Raw genomic sequence first — 20,817 nt, 5'->3', positions numbered from 1 at the left:
AGACAATGACCAAAAAGACTCTTCTCAACACCCTTTCGCGCCGTGCGGCCCTGGCCGCACTTGCCGTTTCCGCCGCTGCAATCGCTGGCTTTGCTACGCCGTCCGCAAGCTTTGCTGAAGACAAGTCGATCAAGGTCGGTATCATCAGCGGCGAGGACGAAGACGTCTGGCGCGTTGTCACCACCGAAGCCGCCAAGAAGGGCCTGACGATCGAAACCGTCGTGTTCAACGATTATACTCAGCCGAACGAAGCGCTTGAGCGCGGTGAAGTCGACGCCAACGCCTTCCAGCATCAGCCTTACCTCGACAACCAGATTCAGCAGCACGGCTATCACATCGTCAATGCCGGTTTTACCGCCGTCTGGCCGATCGGTCTCTACACCAAGAAGTTCAAGACCATTGCTGAACTGCCGGAAGGCGCCGTGATTGGCGTTCCGAACGATCCATCGAACGAAGGCCGGGCGCTACGCGTGCTGCAGAACGAAGGCATCATTAAGCTGAAGGACGGCACCGGCATTCTGGCGACGATCGCCGATATCGTTGAAAATCCGAAGAAGGTCGAAATCAAGGAACTGGATGCGGGCGTTGTCGGCCGTGCGATTGAAGATCTCGATGCGGCTGTCGTCAACACCGACTGGGCGCTGAAGAGTGGCCTGTCTGCGGAGGACCGTATCGCCCAGGAACCGGTCAACGACAATCCTTACCGCAACTTCATTGCCGTCAAGGCTGGCACAGAGAACGAAGCCTGGGTGAAGACGCTGGTCTCGTCCTATCAGAACGACGCCGTTAAGGCCGAGTTCGACAAGGTCTACAAGGGCACGGGCGTCAGCGCCTATTGATCGATACCGGCGCTCAATCGAGTGTACTCAAAAAACGGGCGGCTCTGGCATTTGTTTGCCAGGGCCGCCTTGGGCGTTATAGAGACGCCCGAAAACCGAACAAAGGACAAGGCATGAATTCTGTTGTTTCCGCGCCTGCAAGCGTGGCGATGCCGCAGGCCGAAGAGGTCGTCCGGCTGACGGACGTCAAGCGGCGCTTCGGTGCGACGCCGGCATTGGACGGCGTTTCGCTAACGGTGCGCAAGGGCGAAATCCTCGGCATTATCGGCCGCAGTGGTGCCGGCAAATCGACGCTGATCCGCTGCCTGAACGGGTTGGAACAGGCCGACAGCGGCGAAATCCATATCGAAGGCCGCAATATCACCGGCCTTACCGAAAAGGACCTGCAGCCGCTGCGCCGCCGCATCGGCATGATTTTCCAGCACTTCAATCTCCTGTCAGCAAAGACCGTCGAGGAAAACGTCGCGCTGCCATTGAAGATCGAAGGCCTCGGAAAGGCCGAGCGTCTGAAGCGCGCCGCCGAACTGCTTGACCTCGTCGGGCTGTCCGACAAGGCCAAGGCCTATCCGTCGTCCCTGTCTGGCGGTCAGAAGCAGCGTGTCGGCATTGCCCGTGCTCTCGCCGCCCGTCCGGCATTGCTCTTGTCCGACGAAGCCACTTCGGCACTTGATCCTGAAACGACCCGTTCGATCCTGGCGCTGCTGAAGGACATCAATCAGAAGCTCGGCCTGACCATCCTGCTCATCACCCACGAGATGGAAGTGGTGCGTAGCGTTGCCGACCGGGTTGCCGTTATCGATGCCGGCCGGATTGTCGAAGAAGGCCAGGTTTGGTCCGTCTTTGCTGATCCACAGGCGCCGATCACCCAGCGCCTGCTGAGCGGTATTCGCCCGCAGTTGCCGGAACATATCTCTGCACGGCTGTCGCCGGTCTCCGGTGATGAGCAAATCCTCAGCATCGACATGGCCGGTCCTGCCGCGCAGGGAGCGTTGTTTGCCGATCTGTCGCAAGTGCTGCCGCAGTCATTCCGGCTCGTGCATGGCGGGATCGACCATATCCAGGACCAGCCGGTGGCCCGTTTCTTCATTGCCGTTCCCGCGCGCGACGCTTCGCTGCCGGAAAAGGTACAGACATTTCTAAAAGCCCGCGGTGCGCGGGTGGAGGTGCTTGGTTATGACGCCAATCATGCTTGAACTGCTTGTCCGTTCGCTCTGGGAAACCATCCTGATGACCGGTGCCTCCGGCATCATCTCGCTGGTTGCCGGCCTGCCGCTGGGGCTGGCGCTCGTCGCCACCGCCCGTGGTGGCATTGCCGAAAATCCATGGCTGAACAGCGTGCTCGGTGCCATCGTCAACGGCTTCCGTTCGGTTCCCTTCATCATCCTGCTCGTTGCGCTGATCCCGGTGACGCGCCTGATCGTCGGAACGGCGCTCGGCACCTGGGCGGCGATCGTGCCGCTGGCGATTGCCGCGACCCCCTATTATGCGCGCATCGCCGAGGTGTCATTGCGGGAGGTCGATCGCGGCCTGATTGATGCGGTGCGCGCCATGGGCGGCAATCGCTGGACGATCATTCGCGAGGTGCTGGTGCCGGAAGCCATGCCGGGCATCGTGGCGGGCTTCACCGTCACGCTGGTCACACTGGTTGGCGCTTCCGCGATGGCCGGGGCTATCGGGGCTGGTGGTCTCGGCGACCTTGCCATCCGCTATGGCTACCAGCGTTTCGAGACGACGGTGATGATCGCCGTGGTGATCGTTCTGATCGTTCTCGTCTGCGGCATCCAGTGGCTCGGCGACCGCCTTGTCGCCAGACTCGATCACAAATAGCCGGCTAAGTTCTGTTGTGTCTGAAAGCGGCGGCGGGATGGGAGGCGGTCAACCTCCCGTTTTCGCCGCCGAAGACTTTCTGCCGCAGTGGTCCCTCAGCATAATCCGCCTTGAACAGGCCCCGCTCCTGCAGCACCGGCACGACCAGATCGACGAAATCCGCAAGGCTTTCCGGCGCTACGGTTCGGGCAAGGTTGAAGCCGTCGATGCCGGCTTCCTCGATCCACATCTGTAAATGATCGGCAATCTGCTCCGGTGAACCGACAACCGGCTTCATCCGGCTGCCCAGCACCATCTGTCCGGTGATCTGCCGGACTGTCACCGGTTTTGCCGCCTGTTTGGTAATGGCGGCGAGCGCCGACTGGTTGGCGTTGGTGGTCAATTGTTCGATGGGTTCGTCCAGCCCGTATTTTGAGAGATCAATACCGATGGAGCTGGAATAATGCGCCAGCGAGGCCTCGACGCTGGAATAGTGGCGATAGTCTTCCAGCTTCTCCTGCGCTTCCTTTTCCGTCCGCCCGACAACGACGGTCAACAGATTGAGGATGCGCAGGGCATCACGGCCCCGGCCGAATTCTTCGGCTTTCCGGCGCAAGCCTTCGACGATCGGCCTGGCAGCCTGCGGGGTGGCGCTGGCAATGAAGACGCATTCCGCATGTTTGCCGGCAAAATCCTGGCCTCGCGCCGAGGCGCCGGCCTGAAACAGCAATGGCGTGCGTTGCGGCGAGGGCTCGCTGAGATGGATACCCTCCATCCTGTGGTAGCTACCTTCATGGCTGACCGCCCGCACCTTGGAGGGATCGGCAAACACCTGGCCCGTCTTGTCGCGCAGCACCGCGTCGTCGTCCCAGCTGCCTTCCCAGAGCTTATAGAGGATTTCGAGATACTCTTCCGCCGCATCGTAGCGGGCATCATGCTCCGGCTGACGCTGCATGCCCATGGCGCGGGCGGCGCTGTCGAGGTAGCCGGTGACGATGTTCCAGCCGATCCGGCCCTTGGTCAGGTGGTCCAGCGTCGACATGCGCCGCGCCAGCAGAAAAGGCGGCTCGTACGTCGTATTGACAGTGACGCCGAAACCCAGATGTTTGGTGACATGCGCCATCGCGGAAATCGGGATGAGCGGATCGTTGACCGGAATTTGCGCGCCGGTCTCGATGACCGGGGCAGGGCTACCCTTGTAGACGTCATAGACCCCGACAATATCCGCCAGGAACAGCCCATCGAGCTTGCCGCGCTCGGCAGTGATCGCCAGGTCCGTCCAATAGTCGAGATCGGTGTAGCGCATCGACTGGTCGCGCGGATGGGTCCACAGGCCATGATTGATGTGTCCGGCACAGTTCATGTCGAAGGCGTAAATCTGCATTGTCTTCATGTTGCCGTCCCCTGCCTCTCGATAGCGCTTTTCACGGCTTCGCGCCATTCCGGCGAAAACACCTAGGTCGTCCGCTATTTTAGATTCGCATTACGAAAGTACCGCAAATCCGGGAATTTTTTATCTCTATAAATTCTATGAATTTTACAATGATTAAACCTCATTCCACCGGAGCCTTCGGCGCGGAATGCCATTGAACCATTGCCGGGAGAGGGACATGACAATCAATCGACGCCGCCTTTTGGGAACTGCCAGCTTGGCCGTTCTCGCTTTCATGACGCAGAGCAATTTTTCCTACGCCGCCGACGTCAACGTCAATATCGGCTACCAGCCGATCGTCGAGCCGTCGCGCGTACCGCAGGCCGATGGTACCTATGAAAAGGTGACCGGCGCCAAGATCAACTGGCAGAAATTCGATGGCGGTGCCGATGTCATTGCCGCCATCGCTTCCGGCTCGCTTGATATCGGTTATGTCGGCTCCTCGCCGCTGGCGGCCGCCGCCAGCCGCGAAATCCCGATCGAGACGATCTTCGTTGTCGGCCTGATCTCGGAAGCGGAGGCGCTGGCCGTCAAGGGCATCGACAAGCCTGAAGGGCTTGCCGGCAAGAAGATCGCGACGCCCTTCGTCTCCACCGCCCATTACAGCCTGCTGACCGCGCTGAAGCACTGGAAGGTCGATCCGAAGTCGGTCGAAATCCTCAACCTGCGGCCGCCGGAAATCGCCGCCGCCTGGGAACGCGGCGATATCGACGGCGCTTATGTCTGGGATCCTGTCCTGTCCGAACTGAAGAAAACCGGCAGCGTGTTGGCCACCTCAGCGGATGTCGCTTCATGGGGCGGCCCGACATTCGATGCTTGGATCGTCAGCAAGAAATTCGCCGAAGAGCATCCGGAAATCGTCACCGGCTTCGTTCAGGTGACCGGCAAGGCATACGAATCCTACCGTGCCAATCCGGACAGCTGGAACGCAGCATCGCCGGAAGCCGCAAAGATCGCCAAGCTGACTGGCGCCAAGGTCGAGGAAGTTCCGGCTCTCCTGAAGGGTTATCATTTCCCGACGCTCGAAGAGCAGGCCGGTGCCGATCTGCTGGGCGGCGGTACGGTTAAGGCCGTCGCGGAAACCTCGGCCTTCCTGCTGGAGCAGGGAAAGATCCCCGCAGTCCTCCCCGACTACGCGCCCTACGTTTCGTCACGCTGGGTCGTCGACGCCGCCAAGGCCGGTCTTTAAGAAACAGGTGCTGGAATCCAACAGGGGTTCCAGCACCGCAAACCATCGGTGTGATCATGAGCGTCCTGTCGCTGCAATCTGTTTCCCTCGCTTTTCCGGCCGATCGCACCAGTGGCCAGACGCGGCTCGTGCTCGATAGCGTGACGCTGCATCTGGCGTCGGACGAATTCATCGCGGTCATCGGCCGCTCCGGTTCCGGCAAGACCAGCCTGCTCAATCTTGCGGCAGGGTTTCTCAAGCCCACATCCGGCCGGGTTTCGGTGGATGGCGCCGACATTACCGGTCCTGCTGTAGATCGTGCTGTCGTCTTCCAGGACGATGCGCTCTATCCCTGGCTGAATGCCCGTGACAATGTTGCCTTTCCGCTCAAGCTGCGCGGCGTCGCCAAAGGGGAGCGGCGGTTCCGGGCCGACGAGTTGCTGGCAAAGGTCGGTCTGGAGAGTGCGGGAACAAAGAACATCTGGGAATTGTCGGGCGGCATGCGCCAGCGCGTCGGCATCGCCCGAGCGTTGGCGTCCGAGCCGCGTTTCCTGCTGCTCGACGAGCCGCTCGGCGCGCTCGATGCGCTGACCCGCACCCGCCTGCAGCAATTCCTGCTCAAGGTCTGGTCGGAGAGCAAGACCGGGGCGCTTTTGATCACCCACAGTATCGAGGAAGCCATGCTGCTTGCCACCCGCGTCGTTGTGCTGGCGCCCAATCCCGGCCGTATTATCGCCGATATCCCGGCAAGCTTCGGCAAGCAGTTGCTCAACGGAAAATCGCTGCAGGATATCAAGATATCACCGGAATACCGCCGTCTTCACGATGGCCTGACCGGGCTCATCCATGCGGATAGCGAGGAGGAAGCGGCATGACCATCAATATCGGCACCATTGCGCCCGTCGCCCCGGCTGCGCCTGCCGTGACCGAAGCGCAAAGGCCAAAACGCAGCCCCGGAACCTTGCCGCTCTCGCTGGCAACCATCGCCGTCATCATCGCTGCCTGGAGCCTTGCCTCGGCCTATGGCCTGGTGTCACCGCTCTTTTTGCCATCGCCTCTGATCGTTTTGAAGGCGATCTATTCCGTCGCGGTCAACGGCTTCGTCGATTCGACGCTAGCGCAGCACACGCTTGCCAGCCTGCTGCGTATTTTCGCAGCCCTTGCCGCCGCACTCGTCATCGGCATTCCCGCCGGTCTTGCCATCGGCACCAGCCGTATCGGCAAGAGCATTCTCGATCCCATCGTCGAATTCCTGCGGCCGCTGCCGCCCCTGGCCTATCTGCCATTGATCATCATCTGGATCGGCATCGGCGAGGCATCGAAGATCACTGTCATCGCGCTTGCCATGCTGCCGCCGATCATCCTGTCGACGGCCGCCGGGGTCAAATCCGCACCGGCCGATTTCATCAACGCCGCCAGGTCGTTCGGCGCGACTCGTCTACAGATCCTCGCGCAGGTCATTCTGCCCAGCGCCATCCCGTCGATCCTGACCGGCACCCGCATCGCCCTCGGTGCCGGCTGGTCGACGTTGGTGGCAGCCGAGCTGGTGGCCGCAAGCCGCGGCCTCGGCTTCATGATCCAGTCGGCCGCGCAGTTCCTCGTCACCGACATCGTGATTGCCGGCATCATCGTCATTGCCGCGATCGCGTTTCTGTTCGAGATTCTGGCGCGCCTGCTGGAACGCTGGTTCGTGCCCTGGGCGGCGCATCGCTGATCACGGTATAAATTCGCTAACGCGGTTCAACGGTCTGGCTGAGATAGGTCGGGTCGAACTGCGCCAGTTCCTGCAGGCGCGTCCAGTCGAGAATGGTGATCATCTGGCCGATCCAGGTCAGAAGCTCGGACTTGCGCAGGATCTGCAGGGTCTTGTTGAGGTGAACCAGCGAGATGCCAAGCACATCGGCAAGTTCCACCTGAGTCAGCGGAAAATGGAAGCTGTAGCCTGTGGTCCGCCCAACCACCTGTAGCCGCATGAACAGCTCGCAGACCAGGTGGGCAAGATGCGCCTTTTTGGACCGCCGCCCCATCGCCACGATCCATTCGCGATGAATGGCGCCATCCACCAGCGTGTCCAGCCACAAGAGGCGGCTCAGATGCGGTTGAGATTCAGTGATGGCCTTGAGGTCGCCATGTTCGACGAAGGCCACGTGGCATTGCGACATGGCGACGATGCCATGGTCCATGGTCTTCAGAAGAAACGCGTGTAGATCGACGAAATCGCCGGCAATGTGCAAAGCGGTGATCTGGCGCGTGCCATCGGCCAGGAACTTGTAGCGCGCTGCAAAGCCGTCGATCAAAAGCGTGCTATAGCCCGGCCGCGATCCCTCGACCACGATTTCCTCATCGACCTTGAAGCGCCGGTCACGCCAGATCAGGTTCCTGAGCAATGTCACCTCGTGCGGCGACACCACATCATGGCTTTGAAGGTTGAGAAGCAGGGATTCAATCAATTTGCGGCATGCCGTGTGAGGGATGGGCTCTCCACCTATCCCACAAACGGCCGGGGCTCATTTAACATTGACACATGAACGACGAATCCTGTTGATTTCAGGAACTATTTTCATTCCGGCGAATTCCTGATCGTTCAAGGGGATGCGACGATAATGAGCCGTTACTTTTTCGATCTGCACAATGGTGACGGCGTAACCCGCGACAAAGACGGGCTGGAACTTTCAACGCGCGCCAGCGTGACACGAGAAGTTACCCGCATTCTGCTGGATGTCGTTCAGGAGGAGATTGGCGAGCAGTCTAATGGCGCGGTATCCGTCGTCGTGCGCGATGACAAAGGCCGGGTCGTTTCTGTGGCCAATCTGACCTTCAGCAATGCGTGGTTCGATGACGAGCCAGGCAATTAGCTATATGTTTTGCCTCTGGCCGCGCCGCCATCCGCCGGCGGCGCGCGCAAGGGGCTATATCATCGCCCGGCTAAGGCCGCCGTCAATCGGCAGCGCCACACCGGTGATGTAGCCTGCCTGCTGGCTGGCGAGAAAAGCCGCCGCCGCTCCGAACTCGGCCGGAGTACCGTAGCGGCCGATCGGAATATCCGACTGGCTGCGGGCGGCCACGGTCTCGATGCTTAATCCTTCGCTTTCCGCATCGATCCGGTCGAAGCTCAGCGTCCGGTCCGTCGCCAGCCGTCCGGGCAGAAGCATGTTGACGGTAACGCCCTCAGCCGCCACTTCCCCCGCCAGCGTCTTCAGCCAGCCGGCAACGGCGCTGCGCAGCGCATTGGAGGCGGTCAGGCCCGGGATCGGCTCGCGGATGCTGGTGGAAGCCACGGCCATGATCCGCCCCCAGCCGTTTTGCCGCATGGAGGGCAGCAAGCGGTTGGTGATGCGCATACCGGCCAGAACCATCGTGTCGAACTGGGCGCGCCAGAACGCCGGATCGATCTCGGCCGCCAAGCTTGGCGGCGGCCCGCCACCGTTGAGCACCAGGATATCGATTTTTCCAAAATCGGCCACGAGCCGGTCGAGAAACGGATCGATGGCATCAGGGTTGGCCAGATCAAGCGCAAGCCCGCGGACCGAATCACCGATCTGCGCTGCACTCTGTTGCGCCTTCGCCAGGTCGCGGCCTGTTAAAGCGACAATGGCTCCCTCAGCGGCCAGCGCCTCGGCAATCCCGCGCCCCAGCCCCTTGCTGCCGCCGAGAACGAGTGCCCGCTTGCTGTTGATGCCGAGGTCCATGATGTGCTCCTGCTACCACTGTGATGTGGAAACGGTTGGAGCGCGGGAGCGGCGTTCAGTCAATGGGAAAGATGAGGCGAGGGGAGATGGCGGACACGGCGCATGAGTTCAAACCAAACAGGTTTGGCATACTCAATAATGTACGAGGAAGAATTTGGTGGAGCTAAGCGGGATCGAACCGCTGACCTCTTGCATGCCATGCAAGCGCTCTCCCAGCTGAGCTATAGCCCCATAACGGGTCCGGCGAAGCCGGTTTCCGGGAACCGTCCGAAGCGGTTTCGCTCGGCGGTGGCGGCTTATTACTTCTGCTTTTTGCAGATGGCAAGCCGAAAAAGACAAAGGGCGACGTTTTTATTGTGTGAGCGGGGAGCCCAACGTCCGCACGTCGTTGAAAACCCGGTGCGGATGCCAATTGTTTGAATTTTGTGAGGTTTAGAGGCAGGCTTTCAGCGAGCCGCCAGGCCGCAATCTCTATCGCATAAAAGGTTGCTCAGAATTGTCCTGATGTTCCCGGGGGGACGTATCCCTGCTGAGGGACATGCGCCGCACCTTGCGCCTGGTCTTGAAGCGCAAGGACGATCAACCTTCGGGTGCGCTCCCAAAGCGGTCGGTGTTGAAGGCTCTTGCTTCGGTGGGCGGGATGATTTCACCGGCTGTCACCTGTAGCGTTTGCCTTGAAACGCGTGGGGCTCTCATGCCGATAACGTCGCCGGGCGAATGCAGCGCCCATGTTATCAGCGACTTGCCGGAGATCGCTGCGAAGTCTCCACCCCGTTTCCAGGATCCTGTCATTGGCAGGGACCCGATGATCTCCATCCGTGCCTTCAAGGTCGCGTGCGCGGTCGCGAGTGGTTCAAATCCGCCAGAGCCGTGCAATGTTATGGGTGTTTCAATCGCTGGAAGTGCGGAGATCGGCCCGATCGAAGCTGTCTCGATGGTATCCGGCGACGGAGCGCTCACGGTCAGAACGGCTGGCCGTATCGACGGGATGGGAACGGCATAGGAGGAGAGATCGGTGAACGGTTGTTTTTCAGCGTTGCCGCCGGGAGCTGTTTGCATGGCAAGGGCGTCGAGGGCCTTGCTTCGCGGGGAAGACTGGAGTGCTGTCAGCAGGCCACGCTGTTCGCCATCCGTACGCGACGCTTCCGCAGGTGATTTGGCGTTCTTGTCCTGCCGCGCCGTGCTGGCGATCTTGATCGAGGTGGAGCTGACGCGCTTTTTGTAGTCCGCCACCGCTTGCGTGTAGCCAGGCAGTGAACTGCCATCGGCTGCGAGGTGCATCGTGCGCCCGGTCGGGAATATCCGTGCCAGCTCCTTGCGGGACATGCGCGGCCAGGCACGGACATTGCCGACGTCGAGGTGGACGAACGGAGATCCCGAGGTAGGGTAATAGCCAACGCCGCCGACCTGCATCTGCATCGCCAGAGCGCGCACTGTCGAAAGCTTGACGCCGGGAATGAAGAAATCCATGGCCTTGCCGAGCGTATGCTGGCTGTTCTTGGCGACGCCTGTGCTGCGCGAGCGGGACCGCAGCATGCTATTGGTTGCCGGGGATCGATAGGCCGAGACGATGTGGATATAGCCGCTTGCGCCGCTGCGATCGTAAACCTCCCATACCAGATCAAGCAGACGGGGATCCATACGGGCGGGTTCGTTGCGCCGCCAATCCCGCAGGAACCGGTTGATCTTGTCCATTCCCTTCGGATCAAACCGTCCGCTGCGCTTGTAGGTGATCGTGGCTTTTTCGCCCGTGTGGGTGAAATACAGTTTTAGCGCCCGATCCTCCGCCATCGCAGTGACTGCGGATCCGAGGATGGCGGCCAGCGTAAAGAGCGCCGTCATGGCCAGCCGCGTGGCATGGTTTACGATGCCGGAGACCAGCGCTACAGCCTGATTGATGACATATCCGACTGAACTCTTGTCCCGTACATACGCTGACACAACAAACCTCGCCTGAAGTTGACTACTCAAACACTTCGGAATGGCCGCGCTCAACGCCGCCTCCGGCATGAATTATGGTCAACAAAGTCCTAACAAGCGGTTGATGATCGCGTGCGATGCGATATTTGCCGCTCAACCGGCCGGTGTTTCGTGCCGGACGCGGTCATTGCGCAGCGCTGCGGGTGGGGTGATGCTTGAGGGGGAGGCAGCCGTTGTAACCGGCCAACCGGAGGTCGCCCGGATTGCGCCTGTGCTGTAAAAAATGATGGGATATTAGTCCCGCACTTGCCATGTGGCGACATGCCGCCCGCTCTTGATACGGCGGAACCGCGTCAAGGATGCTTTGTATTTCAGGTCAGAAGGGGGAGTATCCGCTTTGCCGTTGGGGAGACGGTATCGGCCTATAAGCGATGGGGCTGATGATGCCCGAAGGAGGAGCGCAAAGGCGCTTCGCTCATTATTCGTTATTCAGTCTAACGCCGGCCGTCTCAAACTCCCGTCGCCGAGAGTCTGAGATATCCGGTTAATCAGGTCTTGAAATTAGACCTCGTCGTCGTCGTCCGATACGCCGATCAGGTCGGACAGGCCGTCCTCGTCGTCTTCGTCGGCTTCGAGGAACGTATCGTCGTCATCGCCTTCGATTTCGACGTCGTCATCGCCCAGATCCGGAAGGTCGTCGCCGCCGGCTGCTTCGCTGTCGGCATCCTCGAGCGAGACCAGTTCGACTTCTGGGTTCTCGGTATCGACTTCCTGAACCTCGTCTTCTTCGGCCGCCTTTTCCATTACCTTGGCAACGGATGTTTCCTCGAAGAAGGAGAGCGGGTAGGATTTTCCGGTATAGGGAGAAACGATCGGATCCTTGTTCAGGTCGTAGAATTTACGGCCCGTTTCCGGATCGACGCGTTTGGTTCCAAGTTCCGCTTTTGCCACGGTCAAAGCCTCTTGAATGGCCGGAATTACCGGCATCTGCCGGTATACCGGCGTTGAAGGTGAAATGAATTAGCCGGTCCCCATAGTCGTCTTGGCTTCATCTGTCAAAGATTAACTTGTTCAGGCGTCCGCTGCGCTTTTCTTTGGAAGAGAGGATGACCATTCTGCAACTTGCTGTTACGCAGCGCGCAAAGTCGCGGATAACGCGCTCTGCGCAGTGTCAGACTTTTCTCCGATGTGGAGATTGGCTGTGACGTCACAGCGGCTGAAACGAGCGGACCAACTGGTTTTTGGGCGAGAAGCGGCGGTGAAACCGGATAGTGAAGTTATAATGGCATTGATTTGTAGCGTTTTTATCTTTGTCGTCCTGACGCTTCTGACCCAGATTGGCGGGGTAGTTTTTCTGGCCTCGATTGCGGCGTCCCGCGTTCTGCAAATCAGCGGCCGCCTGCTCAAAGCGATTGTTTTCCTATTTCTCTATGTTTTGGCAACGGTTGCTGCACATGCCGTGGCACCGGCGTTCGGGCGGGTTGCGCTGCCGTGTTTCAGCGATGCCGCGCCACTTCAGCTCCAATCGCCTTTGTACTGTGTTCTCAACCGGAACTATGTGAGTGCCGGTATGCAGCAGGCGGCGGAGGCTCTGGCTCAGCATATGGCTTCGGAATTTCCAGGTACCGTGACGCTGGCGCTGGATGCGAACTTTCCCTTCATCAATGGATTCCCCCTTCTCCCGCATCTCTCACATAGCGATGGGCGAAAGCTGGATGTCGCCTTCTATTACCGGGGGGAAGCCGGCGAAGTGTTGAACGGGCAGACGCGTTCGCCGATCGGCTATTTCGCTTTTGAACAACCGGATGGCAACGCACCTCTACCCTGTGCCGGCCGCAATGATCTTTTGACCTTCCGCTGGGATTTGCAGTTTCTTCAGCCTCTTTTTGTCGATTGGTCTCTGTATGAAGCGCGAACGGCAACAGCAGTTCGATGGTTATCGTCTGAGGGGCGAAAACAGGGCGTCGAGAAGATATTCATTGAGCCGCATCTCGCAAAAACGCTTGCCGTCGAGAACGATACTGTGAGATTCCAGGGTTGCCGGGCGGCTCGCCACGACGATCATATCCATTTTCAGGTAGAACAATGACTTTCATCATCGCCATCGACGGACCTGCGGCAGCGGGCAAGGGAACATTGTCCCGCCGCATCGCCGAGGAGTACGGTTTCCATCATCTCGATACCGGGCTGACCTACCGTGCCACCGCCAAGGCGCTGCTGGATGCCGGACTACCCTTGGACGACGAGAGGGTTGCCGAGCAGATGGCCCGCGACGTCGAACTTGCCGGGCTCGACCGCAATGTCCTGTCTGCCCACTCGATCGGCGAGGCCGCCTCCAAGATCGCCGTCATGCCGTTGGTGCGCCAGGCGCTTGTCGAGACGCAGCGTGCTTTTTCGGAGCGTATGCCCGGTACGGTTCTCGATGGCCGCGATATCGGCACCGTCGTCTGCCCGAATGCTCCGGTGAAACTCTATGTCACGGCCTCGGCCGAAGTGCGCGCCCGGCGCCGGTTCGACGAGATCGTCGGCAACGGCATTCCGGCCGATTTTCTGGAGATTCTGGCTGACATCGTCAAGCGTGACGAGCGCGACATGGGGCGGGCCGACAGCCCGCTGCGCCCGGCTGCCGATGCGCACTTGCTAGATACCTCTGAAATGAGTATAGAGGCCGCATTCTTAACGGCGAAGACGTTTGTCGACGCCGCATTGAAGTAATCGTCCGAACCACCATCCCCGCGCCGGATTTGCTCCTTCATGATTGGAGCGGATGGTTTTTGGACTTGTCAACGCTAACCCCCGGCGCCTGTGCCCCATGAAGGCACATCAGGAGTATTCATGTCTCAAGCTAACCCCACCCGCGACGATTTTGCTGCGTTGCTGCAGGAATCCTTTGCTACGCAGGATCTTGCCGAAGGCTACGTCACCAAGGGTATTGTAACGGCTATCGAGAAGGACGTCGCAATCGTTGACGTCGGCCTCAAGGTCGAAGGCCGCATCGCTCTGAAGGAATTCGGCGCGAAGGCCAAGGACGGCACGCTGAAGGTCGGCGATGAAGTCGAAGTGTACGTCGAGCGCATCGAAAATGCGATGGGCGAAGCTGTTCTGTCGCGCGAAAAGGCTCGCCGCGAAGAGAGCTGGGTCCGCCTCGAAGTCAAGTTCGAAGCCGGCGAACGCGTCGAAGGCGTCATCTTCAACCAGGTCAAGGGTGGTTTCACCGTCGATCTGGATGGTGCCGTTGCCTTCCTTCCGCGCAGCCAGGTCGACATCCGTCCGATCCGCGACGTTACCCCGCTGATGCACAACCCGCAGCCCTTCGAAATCCTCAAGATGGACAAGCGCCGTGGCAACATCGTTGTTTCGCGCCGTACGGTTCTCGAAGAGTCGCGCGCTGAACAGCGTTCGGAAATCGTCCAGAACCTCGAAGAAGGCCAGGTTGTTGACGGCGTCGTCAAGAACATCACCGATTACGGTGCGTTCGTTGACCTCGGCGGCATCGACGGCCTGCTGCACGTCACAGACATGGCATGGCGCCGCGTCAACCATCCTTCGGAAATCCTGAACATCGGCCAGCAGGTCAAGGTTCAGATCATCCGCATCAACCAGGAAACCCACCGCATCTCGCTCGGCATGAAGCAGCTCGAGTCGGATCCTTGGGATGGCATCGGTGCCAAGTACCCGGTTGGCAAGAAGATCTCCGGTACCGTCACCAACATCACCGACTACGGTGCATTCGTAGAGCTGGAGCCCGGCATCGAAGGCCTGATCCACATCTCCGAAATGTCCTGGACCAAGAAGAACGTACATCCCGGCAAGATCCTGTCCACGACGCAGGAAGTCGACGTTGTCGTTCTCGAAGTCGATCCGACCAAGCGCCGCATCTCGCTCGGCCTCAAGCAGACGCTCGAGAACCCGTGGCAGGCATTCGCGCACAGCCATCCGGCTGGCACGGAAGTTGAAGGCGAAGTCAAGAACAAGACCGAATTCGGCCTGTTCATCGGTCTCGACGGCGACGTCGACGGCATGGTGCACCTGTCGGATCTCGACTGGAACCGTCCGGGCGAGCAGGTCATCGAGGAATACAACAAGGGCGACATGGTCAAGGCCGTCGTTCTTGATGTGGACGTCGAAAAGGAACGCATCTCGCTCGGCATCAAGCAGCTCGGCAAGGACGCAGTCGGCGACGCTGCTGCTTCCGGCGACCTGCGCAAGAACGCCGTTGTTTCGTGCGAAGTTCTGGCCGTCAACGACGGTGGCATCGAAGTGAAGCTTGTCAACCACGAAGACCTCACCTCGTTCATCCGCCGTGCCGATCTGTCGCGTGACCGCGACGAACAGCGTCCGGAGCGTTTCTCCGTTGGTCAGGTTGTCGACGCTCGCGTCACCAACTTCTCCAAGAAGGACCGCAAGGTCATGCTGTCGATCAAGGCTCTGGAAATCGCTGAAGAGAAGGAAGCCGTCGCACAGTTCGGTTCGTCCGACTCGGGCGCTTCGCTCGGCGACATCCTGGGCGCAGCCCTGAAGAACCGCTCGGGCGAATAAGCCTTAGCAGTCTGAATAGAGAAGCCCGCGGAAAGCGATTTCCGCGGGCTTTTTCATGTCCTGCTTTCCGTGCCGGATGGCTTCATCCGTAGCCGCCCATACGGCGGTAGAGATCATAGGCGGCGTCGCTCTCGCGTTCGTCCAGATCAGCCTGCTGCACAGGAGCCGTATCTTCGCCTTCGCTCTCCGGCTTGTCGCCGTCTTCGCCCTGCTGGTCTTGATCCTCTTCGCCGGTAAAGGATGGTTTTTCTTCGTCTTCCGCTTCGAGAGTCCGTAACTCCTGTGTCTTTGCCGGCAGATAAGGGATCATCGCGAAGGGGATTGCATCGCGGATAACGCCCGCGTCGGGCAGTCGCGGCGTCAGGGCTTCACGCGCATTCTCTTCCGCCGTCGCCGAATGCGGCAGCATCTGGCGGCTCGCCGCCTTTTCCTCCGGTCCATCCAGCATCGGGTTCCAGGTATCGGGTTCAAGCCCGGCCAGCTCCCTCGGATCGCCGATATCGCCGGTGAGCAACGATGCGTCCGGCAGCATTTCTGCACTCTCGGAGGCTTCCAGCTGCGCAAACAGGATTTCGGCGCTGATGTCAGCCGTGTCGCCTGCAAGCGTTGCAAACAGTGGGTCGGATGTCTCGGCACCGGGCAACGGCAGGCTGGCCTCGACCAGCGCTTTCAGCGCCTGCGCAAGGCTCTTTTCCGGGCGGTCTATCTCCATCTCGGCCGAAGGCGAGGGGATGTCATCGGCGCCGGTGAGGGATTGATCCTGCGCCTCGATCTCCAATTCCCACTCGCCAAGATCGTGATCCGTGAAGCCATCGACCTCGTCGGGATTGCGTGCAACGGTCATTTTGGCGGTTGACGTCGCCGCATTGGCCGGAATGTCTGGCTCAGCGTCCGACGTGCGGTAATCATCGCCATGGGCTTCAGGCCTGTCAGAGCCGGTCGATGCTTCCTTATGCTTGGATGTTTCCTGCGGCCCGGAGAGCTCGAGTTCCAGTTCTTTCACCAGCTCTGCTTTCAGCTGGTCATCCATGCCGGATGCGATCGTGGCGACCAGAGACAGGGCCTCCGGATCGGCGGCGAGAAAGGCAGCAGCGGCGCGCAGGAGCGGGATCGTCTCCGAATTCGCCTTGCTGGTGTGTTGCGGCTGCCCGCCGGTGGGGGCGGCGTCGCGCGCCGTCTGGGCCTTTGCAGATTGCTCAGCACGCGGTGCCGCCGCCGCCGTGTCCGCATCGATGCTTTCTTCGAAGGCAATGATGGCTGGGGTGGTATCGTCACCGCCAAAGGCCTTTTTCAAGGCGGCCTGCAACAGCCCGGGGTCGGCAATGATTGCCGGGCCGGCGACGATCGTCTGCGGATTGGGCACGGATGCCTGACGGGCCGGAGCTGTCGTCTGTCCCTGCTGTATGGCGGTATTTTGCGTCGGCTTGCCGTCCGGCTGTGTGCCGCCAGCGCGCGGTGCGGTGGGCGGCAGGAAGGGTCTGTCCAGCAAGCGCGGCATCTCGATAATCGAGGGCATCTTCAACACCTCGGCGAGCATCTTGATGACGATCGCTAGATTGCGCTGGCCTAGTTGCTTTTCAAGGGCCGCCCGCGCCGCCGGTGGCAGCGTTTCGATAAAGACGGCTAGCCGCTTGCTGAAATCGCGAAGCGTTTCCTGCGGCAGCGGCGGAAATTTCAGGATTTTCGACAATGTGTCGAGCAAACGGATCAGCGCGTCCTTTGGCAGAGGCTCGCTTCCCAGCAGATGCCGGTTCAGCGTCTCCAGAATTTTCAAAACCGCTTCCGACTGATGTCCCGAAATCCGGCCAGGCATCGCGACCGGTAGCGCCCGCTCTCGCGGCGCGACCGTTTCGATGGCGACAGCCGCCTGTGCTGCTGCGCCGGGTGTCTTGACCGAGAGAAGGGGCATCAGCATCGCAATCTCCGTCACGTTCGGGTTGAGGCCAAATCTGTTCGGCATGCCAACGAAAGCGTCGGATGCCGTAAGGCATACGTCAGGGGGATGATGGCGCTTCATGCGCATGCCCGACGGCTCATTCACGGCCAGACCAGACTGCGGCGGCTGCTGCGGAACCAAGTTGGCCGAGCATTGTATGGCTCCATATTAGCGCGGAATGATTGACAGAATATTAACCATACCGAGAGCGGCTACCCCGAGATGGCAGGCGCCTGCTTTGCTCTTGCCGCCCTTTCCCCGCTCGCGTACATCTCGTGCTACCGCCGCCGGTTATGCTGCGCGTATGGAATTGCTTTCGGGGGGAATGCGATGAACCTGACCAACCTGATCCTCAACACCGATAGCTACAAATTCAGCCATTTCCTGCAATACCCGCCCGGCACCAGCGGCATTTCCGCGTATATTGAAACCCGCGGCAATCCCGAACAGGCCGATGTGCTGTTCTTCGGGCTGCAGATGTTCCTTAAAGAGTATCTCGGCAAGCCGGTTACACGCGCCGATGTCGATGAGGCCGAAGCGATCGTCCTCGCTCACGGCCTGCCGTTCCATCGCGCCGGCTGGATGCGCATCGTCGATCATTTCGGCGGCTATCTGCCGCTTGAGATCCAGGCGTTGCCCGAAGGTACTCTGCTGCGCCGTGGTGTGCCGATGGTGCAGGTGGTCAATACCGATCCCGACAGCTTCTGGCTGACGTCCTACATCGAGACCGCGCTTTTGCGTGCCGTCTGGTATCCATCGTCGGTCGCCAGCAATGCCCGCAAGATCAGGCAGATCATCCGGCCAATCCTGGAGAAAACCTGCGACGACCCCGACGCCGTCCTGCCTTTCCGGCTGCACGATTTTGGAGCGCGCGGGGTTGGCGCGCAGGAACAGGCCGGTATCGGCGGCGCGGCGCATCTCGTCAATTTCATGGGCACGGACACGGTGGCCGGCGTGCTCTATGCCCGGCGGTACTATGGCGCCGAAATGGCCGGGTTCTCGATCCCCGCTTCCGAACATTCGACGATGACCGCCTGGGGTGTCGAGCGGGAAACGGAAGCCTATTCCAACATGATCGACCGCTTTGCCGGTCGCGGCATGTTCGCTGTCGTGTCCGACAGTTACGACATCAACTACGCCGTCTCGGAAATCTGGGGCGAGCAATTGCGCGAAAAGGTCAGGGCCAGCGGCGGCACAGTGGTCATCCGTCCCGACAGCGGCGACCCGATAGAGACGCCGGTGCATGTGATCAAGCAGCTCGACTATCATTTCGGCTCAGTGTTGAACGGCAAGGGCTACAAGGTGCTTGAAAAATGCGTCCGGGTCATCCAGGGCGACGGCATATCCAATGCCGACATCAACCAGATTCTGGGCCGTCTGGAGGCATTCGGGTTCTCTGCGGAAAACATCGCCTTCGGCATGGGCGGCAGCCTGTTGCAGAAGGTCAATCGCGACACCTATTCTTTCGCGATGAAAACCAATGCCCGGCTGGATGAAGCCGGCAAATGGCACGATGTCTTCAAACGGCCTGCGACCATGAACGTCAAGGCGTCGAAGGCGGGCCGTCAGGCGGTCGTCAGCGGCCCTGGCGGCCTCGAAGCAGCGCGTCTCGACGAGCTCAGGGATCGCCGCAATCATCTGGAGACAGTCTGGAAAAATGGCGACCTGCTCCGCGACTGGAGTTTTGACGAGATACGCGCCCGGGCAAAATAACCCATTGCCTGGTAGCCAGCGGCGCTCCATCTTGGGTTAGGTCTACCTGTGGAGTCCTGACGATGACGGTTCGTCCGCCGCAATCCCTGTCGCCATCCTTCAGCAAGGATACCGGCCTCAATCTGCTCGAATACGAGCTGATGTCGGAGCGGGCCGATGCGCTCGGCCGGCATGGGTTGAAAGTGGAAAAGGCGATCGCCGCCTTGAGCGTACTCAGCGATCCTCAAACGGCGCCGGAGCAGCGGGAACAGTTGCTGAACGATGCCGCCGATGTCGTCTGGGCGTTCTTCATCCAGCGCGAAATCTGTGGCCTGCGCTCAAACCGCGATGCCGTTCAGCGATATGGCATCCCGAAGGAAGTGATGGCGCGCCTCGGTATTGTCAGACGCAAGCCGTAATCAGGCGGCCTTCGCCCCTTCGGCCTGGCGCTTGAGGATTTCATAAATCCCGTTTTCGTCCAGGCTGACGGGTAGAATGCCGTTCGCTTCCGCATCCTCTCCGACCGGTGCTGCTGCGTCTCCGGGACCGGCCCGGGCGAGCAGAACGGCCGCGTCAGCCTCTTCCTTGGCTTCCTCGGACGTGTCCGTCGTTCCCGCTTCCGTATCGATTGTATCGATCCGCCCAGCCGTGCTGTTGCTGGCTGCAGTGGTTTCCGCCTGTTCTTCTATCTGCGCGATTTCGGCGCCCGCTGCCAAAGTCAAAAGCAGATCGCCCGCTGTGACAGCCTCTGCAGCAGGCTGGCCTTCTCCGGTCGGCGCACCGGTTGAGCCGGGGGCATTGAGAACGGCGTCATTGACCTTTTCGATCGTGTCCTGAACATCCTGGACGTCCTCGAGCTTCTCACCTGCTTCCAGTTTGCGAATATCCTCTTCGCGCTCCTTGCGCGTTTCGGCGTTCTCGACCCGGGTCGGGTCCGGCTGGTGGGTCCGTTCCAGCTTCAGTTCTTCGATGGATTTCGGATCGGCTATATCTTCCAACCGTTGGATCGCGACCTGCGTATCCTCGGTCGACGTGCCGTCGGTGCGTGCGGTATCGTCCAGAATTTCCTGGATGGCTTTCGCCTGAGTCCCGTGAGGGTTCTTGATGGCTTCCACCATCTGAGCGGCGGTCAAGCCCAGATCCCGAAGACCTGTCTTCTTTTCGAGTTCCTCGATGCTGGCTGGCATCGGCTTGCGCACGTCGGCCATCGCCTCGCCGATGCGCTTGCTGTAGGCCTTGTCGTCTTCGCCCTCGTTTTGCGTGAGCCCATAGCGGGTCACGAAGCGGGCCGCCATCTTCGTCATTTCGGTCGGCTGTTCTGCGGTGCCGTTCAGCACGGCATCGATATCATCGACCGAGACCCGAAACCGGGCCAGCGTGACCTCGCGCGGTTGACCGGGAATACCTCCGTTCGCTTCTCTTTTGCCGATCATCGAAACCAGCGCCAGCGTATCGCCAACGCGTGTACCGAAATCCGTGTCGGTTTCGCCTTCGTCCCGGCTCACACCCAAGACGTTGAGAAAGCGCGAAATCAATTCCGCCATCGGATTGTCGTCGCTCTTCAAGGCGCCGAAGAAATGGGCGTTGACCTTGTCGTTGAGCGCCGCATGGCTCTTGCTCGCCGAAATGCGCGCCTTGAGGATATCGTCCTCTTTGGTTTCCTTGCGCGCCTTCTTTTCGTCCTCGACGCGCCTCTCTTCCGCCTGGTCGATCATCGACTGCATCAAAGTGGTGCTAACTGTTCCGGCACTGGATTGAAGAGGCGTAATCATGGCTGCTCCGCGCGGTCTGCAACG

At 60.2% G+C, this 20,817-nt stretch carries 19 protein-coding genes and 1 tRNA gene; 12 read left to right on the top strand and 8 right to left on the bottom strand.

All coding sequences use genetic code 11. The features are described from left to right. The first annotated feature begins 5 nt into the window (after nt 1-5). The 3 genes from ASD36_RS06615 (at nt 6) to ASD36_RS06605 (ending at nt 2,666) form a co-directional block, all read left to right on the top strand. Nucleotides 6-839 (top strand): MetQ/NlpA family lipoprotein, encoded by an 834-nt coding sequence (locus tag ASD36_RS06615; RefSeq protein ID WP_060501208.1) that lies wholly within the window; start codon nt 6-8, stop codon nt 837-839. A gap of 113 nt (nt 840-952) precedes the next feature. Beyond that, nucleotides 953-2,032 carry a methionine ABC transporter ATP-binding protein gene (locus ASD36_RS06610; RefSeq protein ID WP_060501206.1) on the top strand — a complete coding sequence of 360 codons (1,080 nt, stop codon included), beginning with the start codon at nt 953-955 and terminating at the stop codon, nt 2,030-2,032. Further along, complete coding sequence (locus ASD36_RS06605) at nt 2,013-2,666, top strand: methionine ABC transporter permease (protein ID WP_037104003.1); 654 nt, start codon at nt 2,013-2,015, stop codon at nt 2,664-2,666. Before ASD36_RS06610 ends, ASD36_RS06605 begins: the two co-directional genes overlap by 20 nt. Before the next feature lie 4 nt (nt 2,667-2,670). On the opposite strand, the gene ASD36_RS06600 is transcribed toward ASD36_RS06605, so the two are convergent. Further along, nucleotides 2,671-4,038 carry an LLM class flavin-dependent oxidoreductase gene (locus tag ASD36_RS06600; protein ID WP_060501204.1) on the bottom strand — a complete coding sequence of 456 codons (1,368 nt, stop codon included), beginning with the start codon at nt 4,036-4,038 and terminating at the stop codon, nt 2,671-2,673. Nucleotides 4,039-4,255: 217 nt separating this feature from the next. Between ASD36_RS06600 and tauA the strand changes: the two genes are divergently transcribed. Genes tauA through ASD36_RS06585 form a run of 3 tightly spaced genes read left to right on the top strand, consistent with a single transcriptional unit; the run spans nt 4,256 to nt 6,959 of the window. Then, nucleotides 4,256-5,266 (top strand): taurine ABC transporter substrate-binding protein, encoded by a 1,011-nt coding sequence (gene tauA / locus ASD36_RS06595; protein ID WP_060501202.1) that lies wholly within the window; start codon nt 4,256-4,258, stop codon nt 5,264-5,266. 56 nt (nt 5,267-5,322) lie between these two features. Next, entirely contained in the window at nt 5,323-6,120 is a 798-nt protein-coding gene (locus ASD36_RS06590; protein ID WP_060501201.1) for an ABC transporter ATP-binding protein, read from the top strand. Next, nucleotides 6,117-6,959 carry an ABC transporter permease subunit gene (locus tag ASD36_RS06585; protein ID WP_060501199.1) on the top strand — a complete coding sequence of 281 codons (843 nt, stop codon included), beginning with the start codon at nt 6,117-6,119 and terminating at the stop codon, nt 6,957-6,959. The genes ASD36_RS06590 and ASD36_RS06585 overlap by 4 nt, the downstream gene beginning before the upstream one ends. A gap of 16 nt (nt 6,960-6,975) precedes the next feature. On the opposite strand, the gene ASD36_RS06580 is transcribed toward ASD36_RS06585, so the two are convergent. Beyond that, entirely contained in the window at nt 6,976-7,695 is a 720-nt protein-coding gene (locus ASD36_RS06580) for a Crp/Fnr family transcriptional regulator (RefSeq protein ID WP_060501197.1), read from the bottom strand. 153 nt (nt 7,696-7,848) lie between these two features. Between ASD36_RS06580 and ASD36_RS06575 the strand changes: the two genes are divergently transcribed. Continuing rightward, entirely contained in the window at nt 7,849-8,100 is a 252-nt protein-coding gene (locus ASD36_RS06575) for a hypothetical protein (RefSeq protein ID WP_060501195.1), read from the top strand. Between the two features lie 54 nt (nt 8,101-8,154). Here ASD36_RS06575 and ASD36_RS06570 read toward each other — a convergent pair whose 3' ends face one another. The 4 genes from ASD36_RS06570 to ASD36_RS06550 all read right to left on the bottom strand — a co-directional run bounded on the left by ASD36_RS06570 (nt 8,155) and on the right by ASD36_RS06550 (nt 11,805). Further along, nucleotides 8,155-8,934 (bottom strand): SDR family oxidoreductase, encoded by a 780-nt coding sequence (locus tag ASD36_RS06570; protein ID WP_060501193.1) that lies wholly within the window; start codon nt 8,932-8,934, stop codon nt 8,155-8,157. Between the two features lie 155 nt (nt 8,935-9,089). After that, nucleotides 9,090-9,165, bottom strand: a tRNA-Ala gene (locus ASD36_RS06565). Nucleotides 9,166-9,513: 348 nt separating this feature from the next. Beyond that, nucleotides 9,514-10,776 carry a DUF882 domain-containing protein gene (locus tag ASD36_RS06560; RefSeq protein ID WP_082511921.1) on the bottom strand — a complete coding sequence of 421 codons (1,263 nt, stop codon included), beginning with the start codon at nt 10,774-10,776 and terminating at the stop codon, nt 9,514-9,516. 639 nt (nt 10,777-11,415) lie between these two features. Continuing rightward, the gene (locus ASD36_RS06550) at nt 11,416-11,805 is read right to left on the bottom strand and encodes a TIGR02300 family protein (RefSeq protein ID WP_060501451.1); all 390 of its coding nucleotides are present in this window, start codon (nt 11,803-11,805) and stop codon (nt 11,416-11,418) included. A 250-nt stretch (nt 11,806-12,055) separates the two neighbouring features. Between ASD36_RS06550 and ASD36_RS06545 the strand changes: the two genes are divergently transcribed. From ASD36_RS06545 to rpsA, 3 genes are all read left to right on the top strand, one after another. Then, entirely contained in the window at nt 12,056-12,943 is an 888-nt protein-coding gene (locus tag ASD36_RS06545) for a hypothetical protein (protein WP_347360120.1), read from the top strand. Further along, complete coding sequence (cmk, locus tag ASD36_RS06540; RefSeq protein WP_060512001.1) at nt 12,940-13,569, top strand: (d)CMP kinase; 630 nt, start codon at nt 12,940-12,942, stop codon at nt 13,567-13,569. The genes ASD36_RS06545 and cmk overlap by 4 nt, the downstream gene beginning before the upstream one ends. Before the next feature lie 120 nt (nt 13,570-13,689). Further along, a complete protein-coding gene (rpsA, locus tag ASD36_RS06535) occupies nt 13,690-15,393 on the top strand; it encodes a 30S ribosomal protein S1 (RefSeq protein ID WP_037104019.1) in 1,704 nt (567 codons plus the stop codon). A gap of 82 nt (nt 15,394-15,475) precedes the next feature. Here rpsA and ASD36_RS06530 read toward each other — a convergent pair whose 3' ends face one another. Beyond that, complete coding sequence (locus ASD36_RS06530) at nt 15,476-17,308, bottom strand: hypothetical protein (protein WP_156393812.1); 1,833 nt, start codon at nt 17,306-17,308, stop codon at nt 15,476-15,478. 351 nt (nt 17,309-17,659) lie between these two features. On the opposite strand from ASD36_RS06530, the gene ASD36_RS06525 reads away from it, so the two are divergent. Together ASD36_RS06525 and ASD36_RS06520 are read left to right on the top strand one after the other, a co-directional pair. Beyond that, a complete protein-coding gene (locus ASD36_RS06525) occupies nt 17,660-19,042 on the top strand; it encodes a nicotinate phosphoribosyltransferase (RefSeq protein WP_060501181.1) in 1,383 nt (460 codons plus the stop codon). A gap of 62 nt (nt 19,043-19,104) precedes the next feature. Further along, complete coding sequence (locus ASD36_RS06520; protein WP_060501179.1) at nt 19,105-19,440, top strand: DUF6665 family protein; 336 nt, start codon at nt 19,105-19,107, stop codon at nt 19,438-19,440. Here the strand turns inward: ASD36_RS06520 and ASD36_RS06515 are convergent, their stop codons facing one another. Next, a complete protein-coding gene (locus ASD36_RS06515; protein WP_156393811.1) occupies nt 19,441-20,793 on the bottom strand; it encodes a hypothetical protein in 1,353 nt (450 codons plus the stop codon). Nucleotides 20,794-20,817 lie beyond the last annotated feature (24 nt).

It is taken from the genome of Rhizobium sp. Root1334, from assembly GCF_001426665.1.
GTDB lineage: Bacteria > Pseudomonadota > Alphaproteobacteria > Rhizobiales > Rhizobiaceae > Pararhizobium.
The sequence above is the reverse complement of the archived record's forward strand: the minus strand, read 5'-3'. Positions and strand labels throughout refer to the sequence as shown.

Coding starts and splice junctions, on each gene's coding strand:
- ASD36_RS06590 (WP_060501201.1), top strand. CDS start 5,323: ATGAGCGTCCTGTCGCTGCAATCTGTTTCCCTCGCTTTTCCGGCCGAT.
- cmk (WP_060512001.1), top strand. CDS start 12,940: ATGACTTTCATCATCGCCATCGACGGACCTGCGGCAGCGGGCAAGGGA.
- rpsA (WP_037104019.1), top strand. CDS start 13,690: ATGTCTCAAGCTAACCCCACCCGCGACGATTTTGCTGCGTTGCTGCAG.
- ASD36_RS06585 (WP_060501199.1), top strand. CDS start 6,117: ATGACCATCAATATCGGCACCATTGCGCCCGTCGCCCCGGCTGCGCCT.
- ASD36_RS06610 (WP_060501206.1), top strand. CDS start 953: ATGAATTCTGTTGTTTCCGCGCCTGCAAGCGTGGCGATGCCGCAGGCC.
- ASD36_RS06520 (WP_060501179.1), top strand. CDS start 19,105: ATGACGGTTCGTCCGCCGCAATCCCTGTCGCCATCCTTCAGCAAGGAT.
- ASD36_RS06530 (WP_156393812.1), bottom strand. CDS start 17,308: ATGCTGATGCCCCTTCTCTCGGTCAAGACACCCGGCGCAGCAGCACAG.
- ASD36_RS06600 (WP_060501204.1), bottom strand. CDS start 4,038: ATGAAGACAATGCAGATTTACGCCTTCGACATGAACTGTGCCGGACAC.
- ASD36_RS06605 (WP_037104003.1), top strand. CDS start 2,013: ATGACGCCAATCATGCTTGAACTGCTTGTCCGTTCGCTCTGGGAAACC.
- ASD36_RS06615 (WP_060501208.1), top strand. CDS start 6: ATGACCAAAAAGACTCTTCTCAACACCCTTTCGCGCCGTGCGGCCCTG.
- tauA (WP_060501202.1), top strand. CDS start 4,256: ATGACAATCAATCGACGCCGCCTTTTGGGAACTGCCAGCTTGGCCGTT.
- ASD36_RS06515 (WP_156393811.1), bottom strand. CDS start 20,793: ATGATTACGCCTCTTCAATCCAGTGCCGGAACAGTTAGCACCACTTTG.
- ASD36_RS06575 (WP_060501195.1), top strand. CDS start 7,849: ATGAGCCGTTACTTTTTCGATCTGCACAATGGTGACGGCGTAACCCGC.
- ASD36_RS06570 (WP_060501193.1), bottom strand. CDS start 8,934: ATGGACCTCGGCATCAACAGCAAGCGGGCACTCGTTCTCGGCGGCAGC.
- ASD36_RS06560 (WP_082511921.1), bottom strand. CDS start 10,776: ATGACGGCGCTCTTTACGCTGGCCGCCATCCTCGGATCCGCAGTCACT.
- ASD36_RS06525 (WP_060501181.1), top strand. CDS start 17,660: ATGAACCTGACCAACCTGATCCTCAACACCGATAGCTACAAATTCAGC.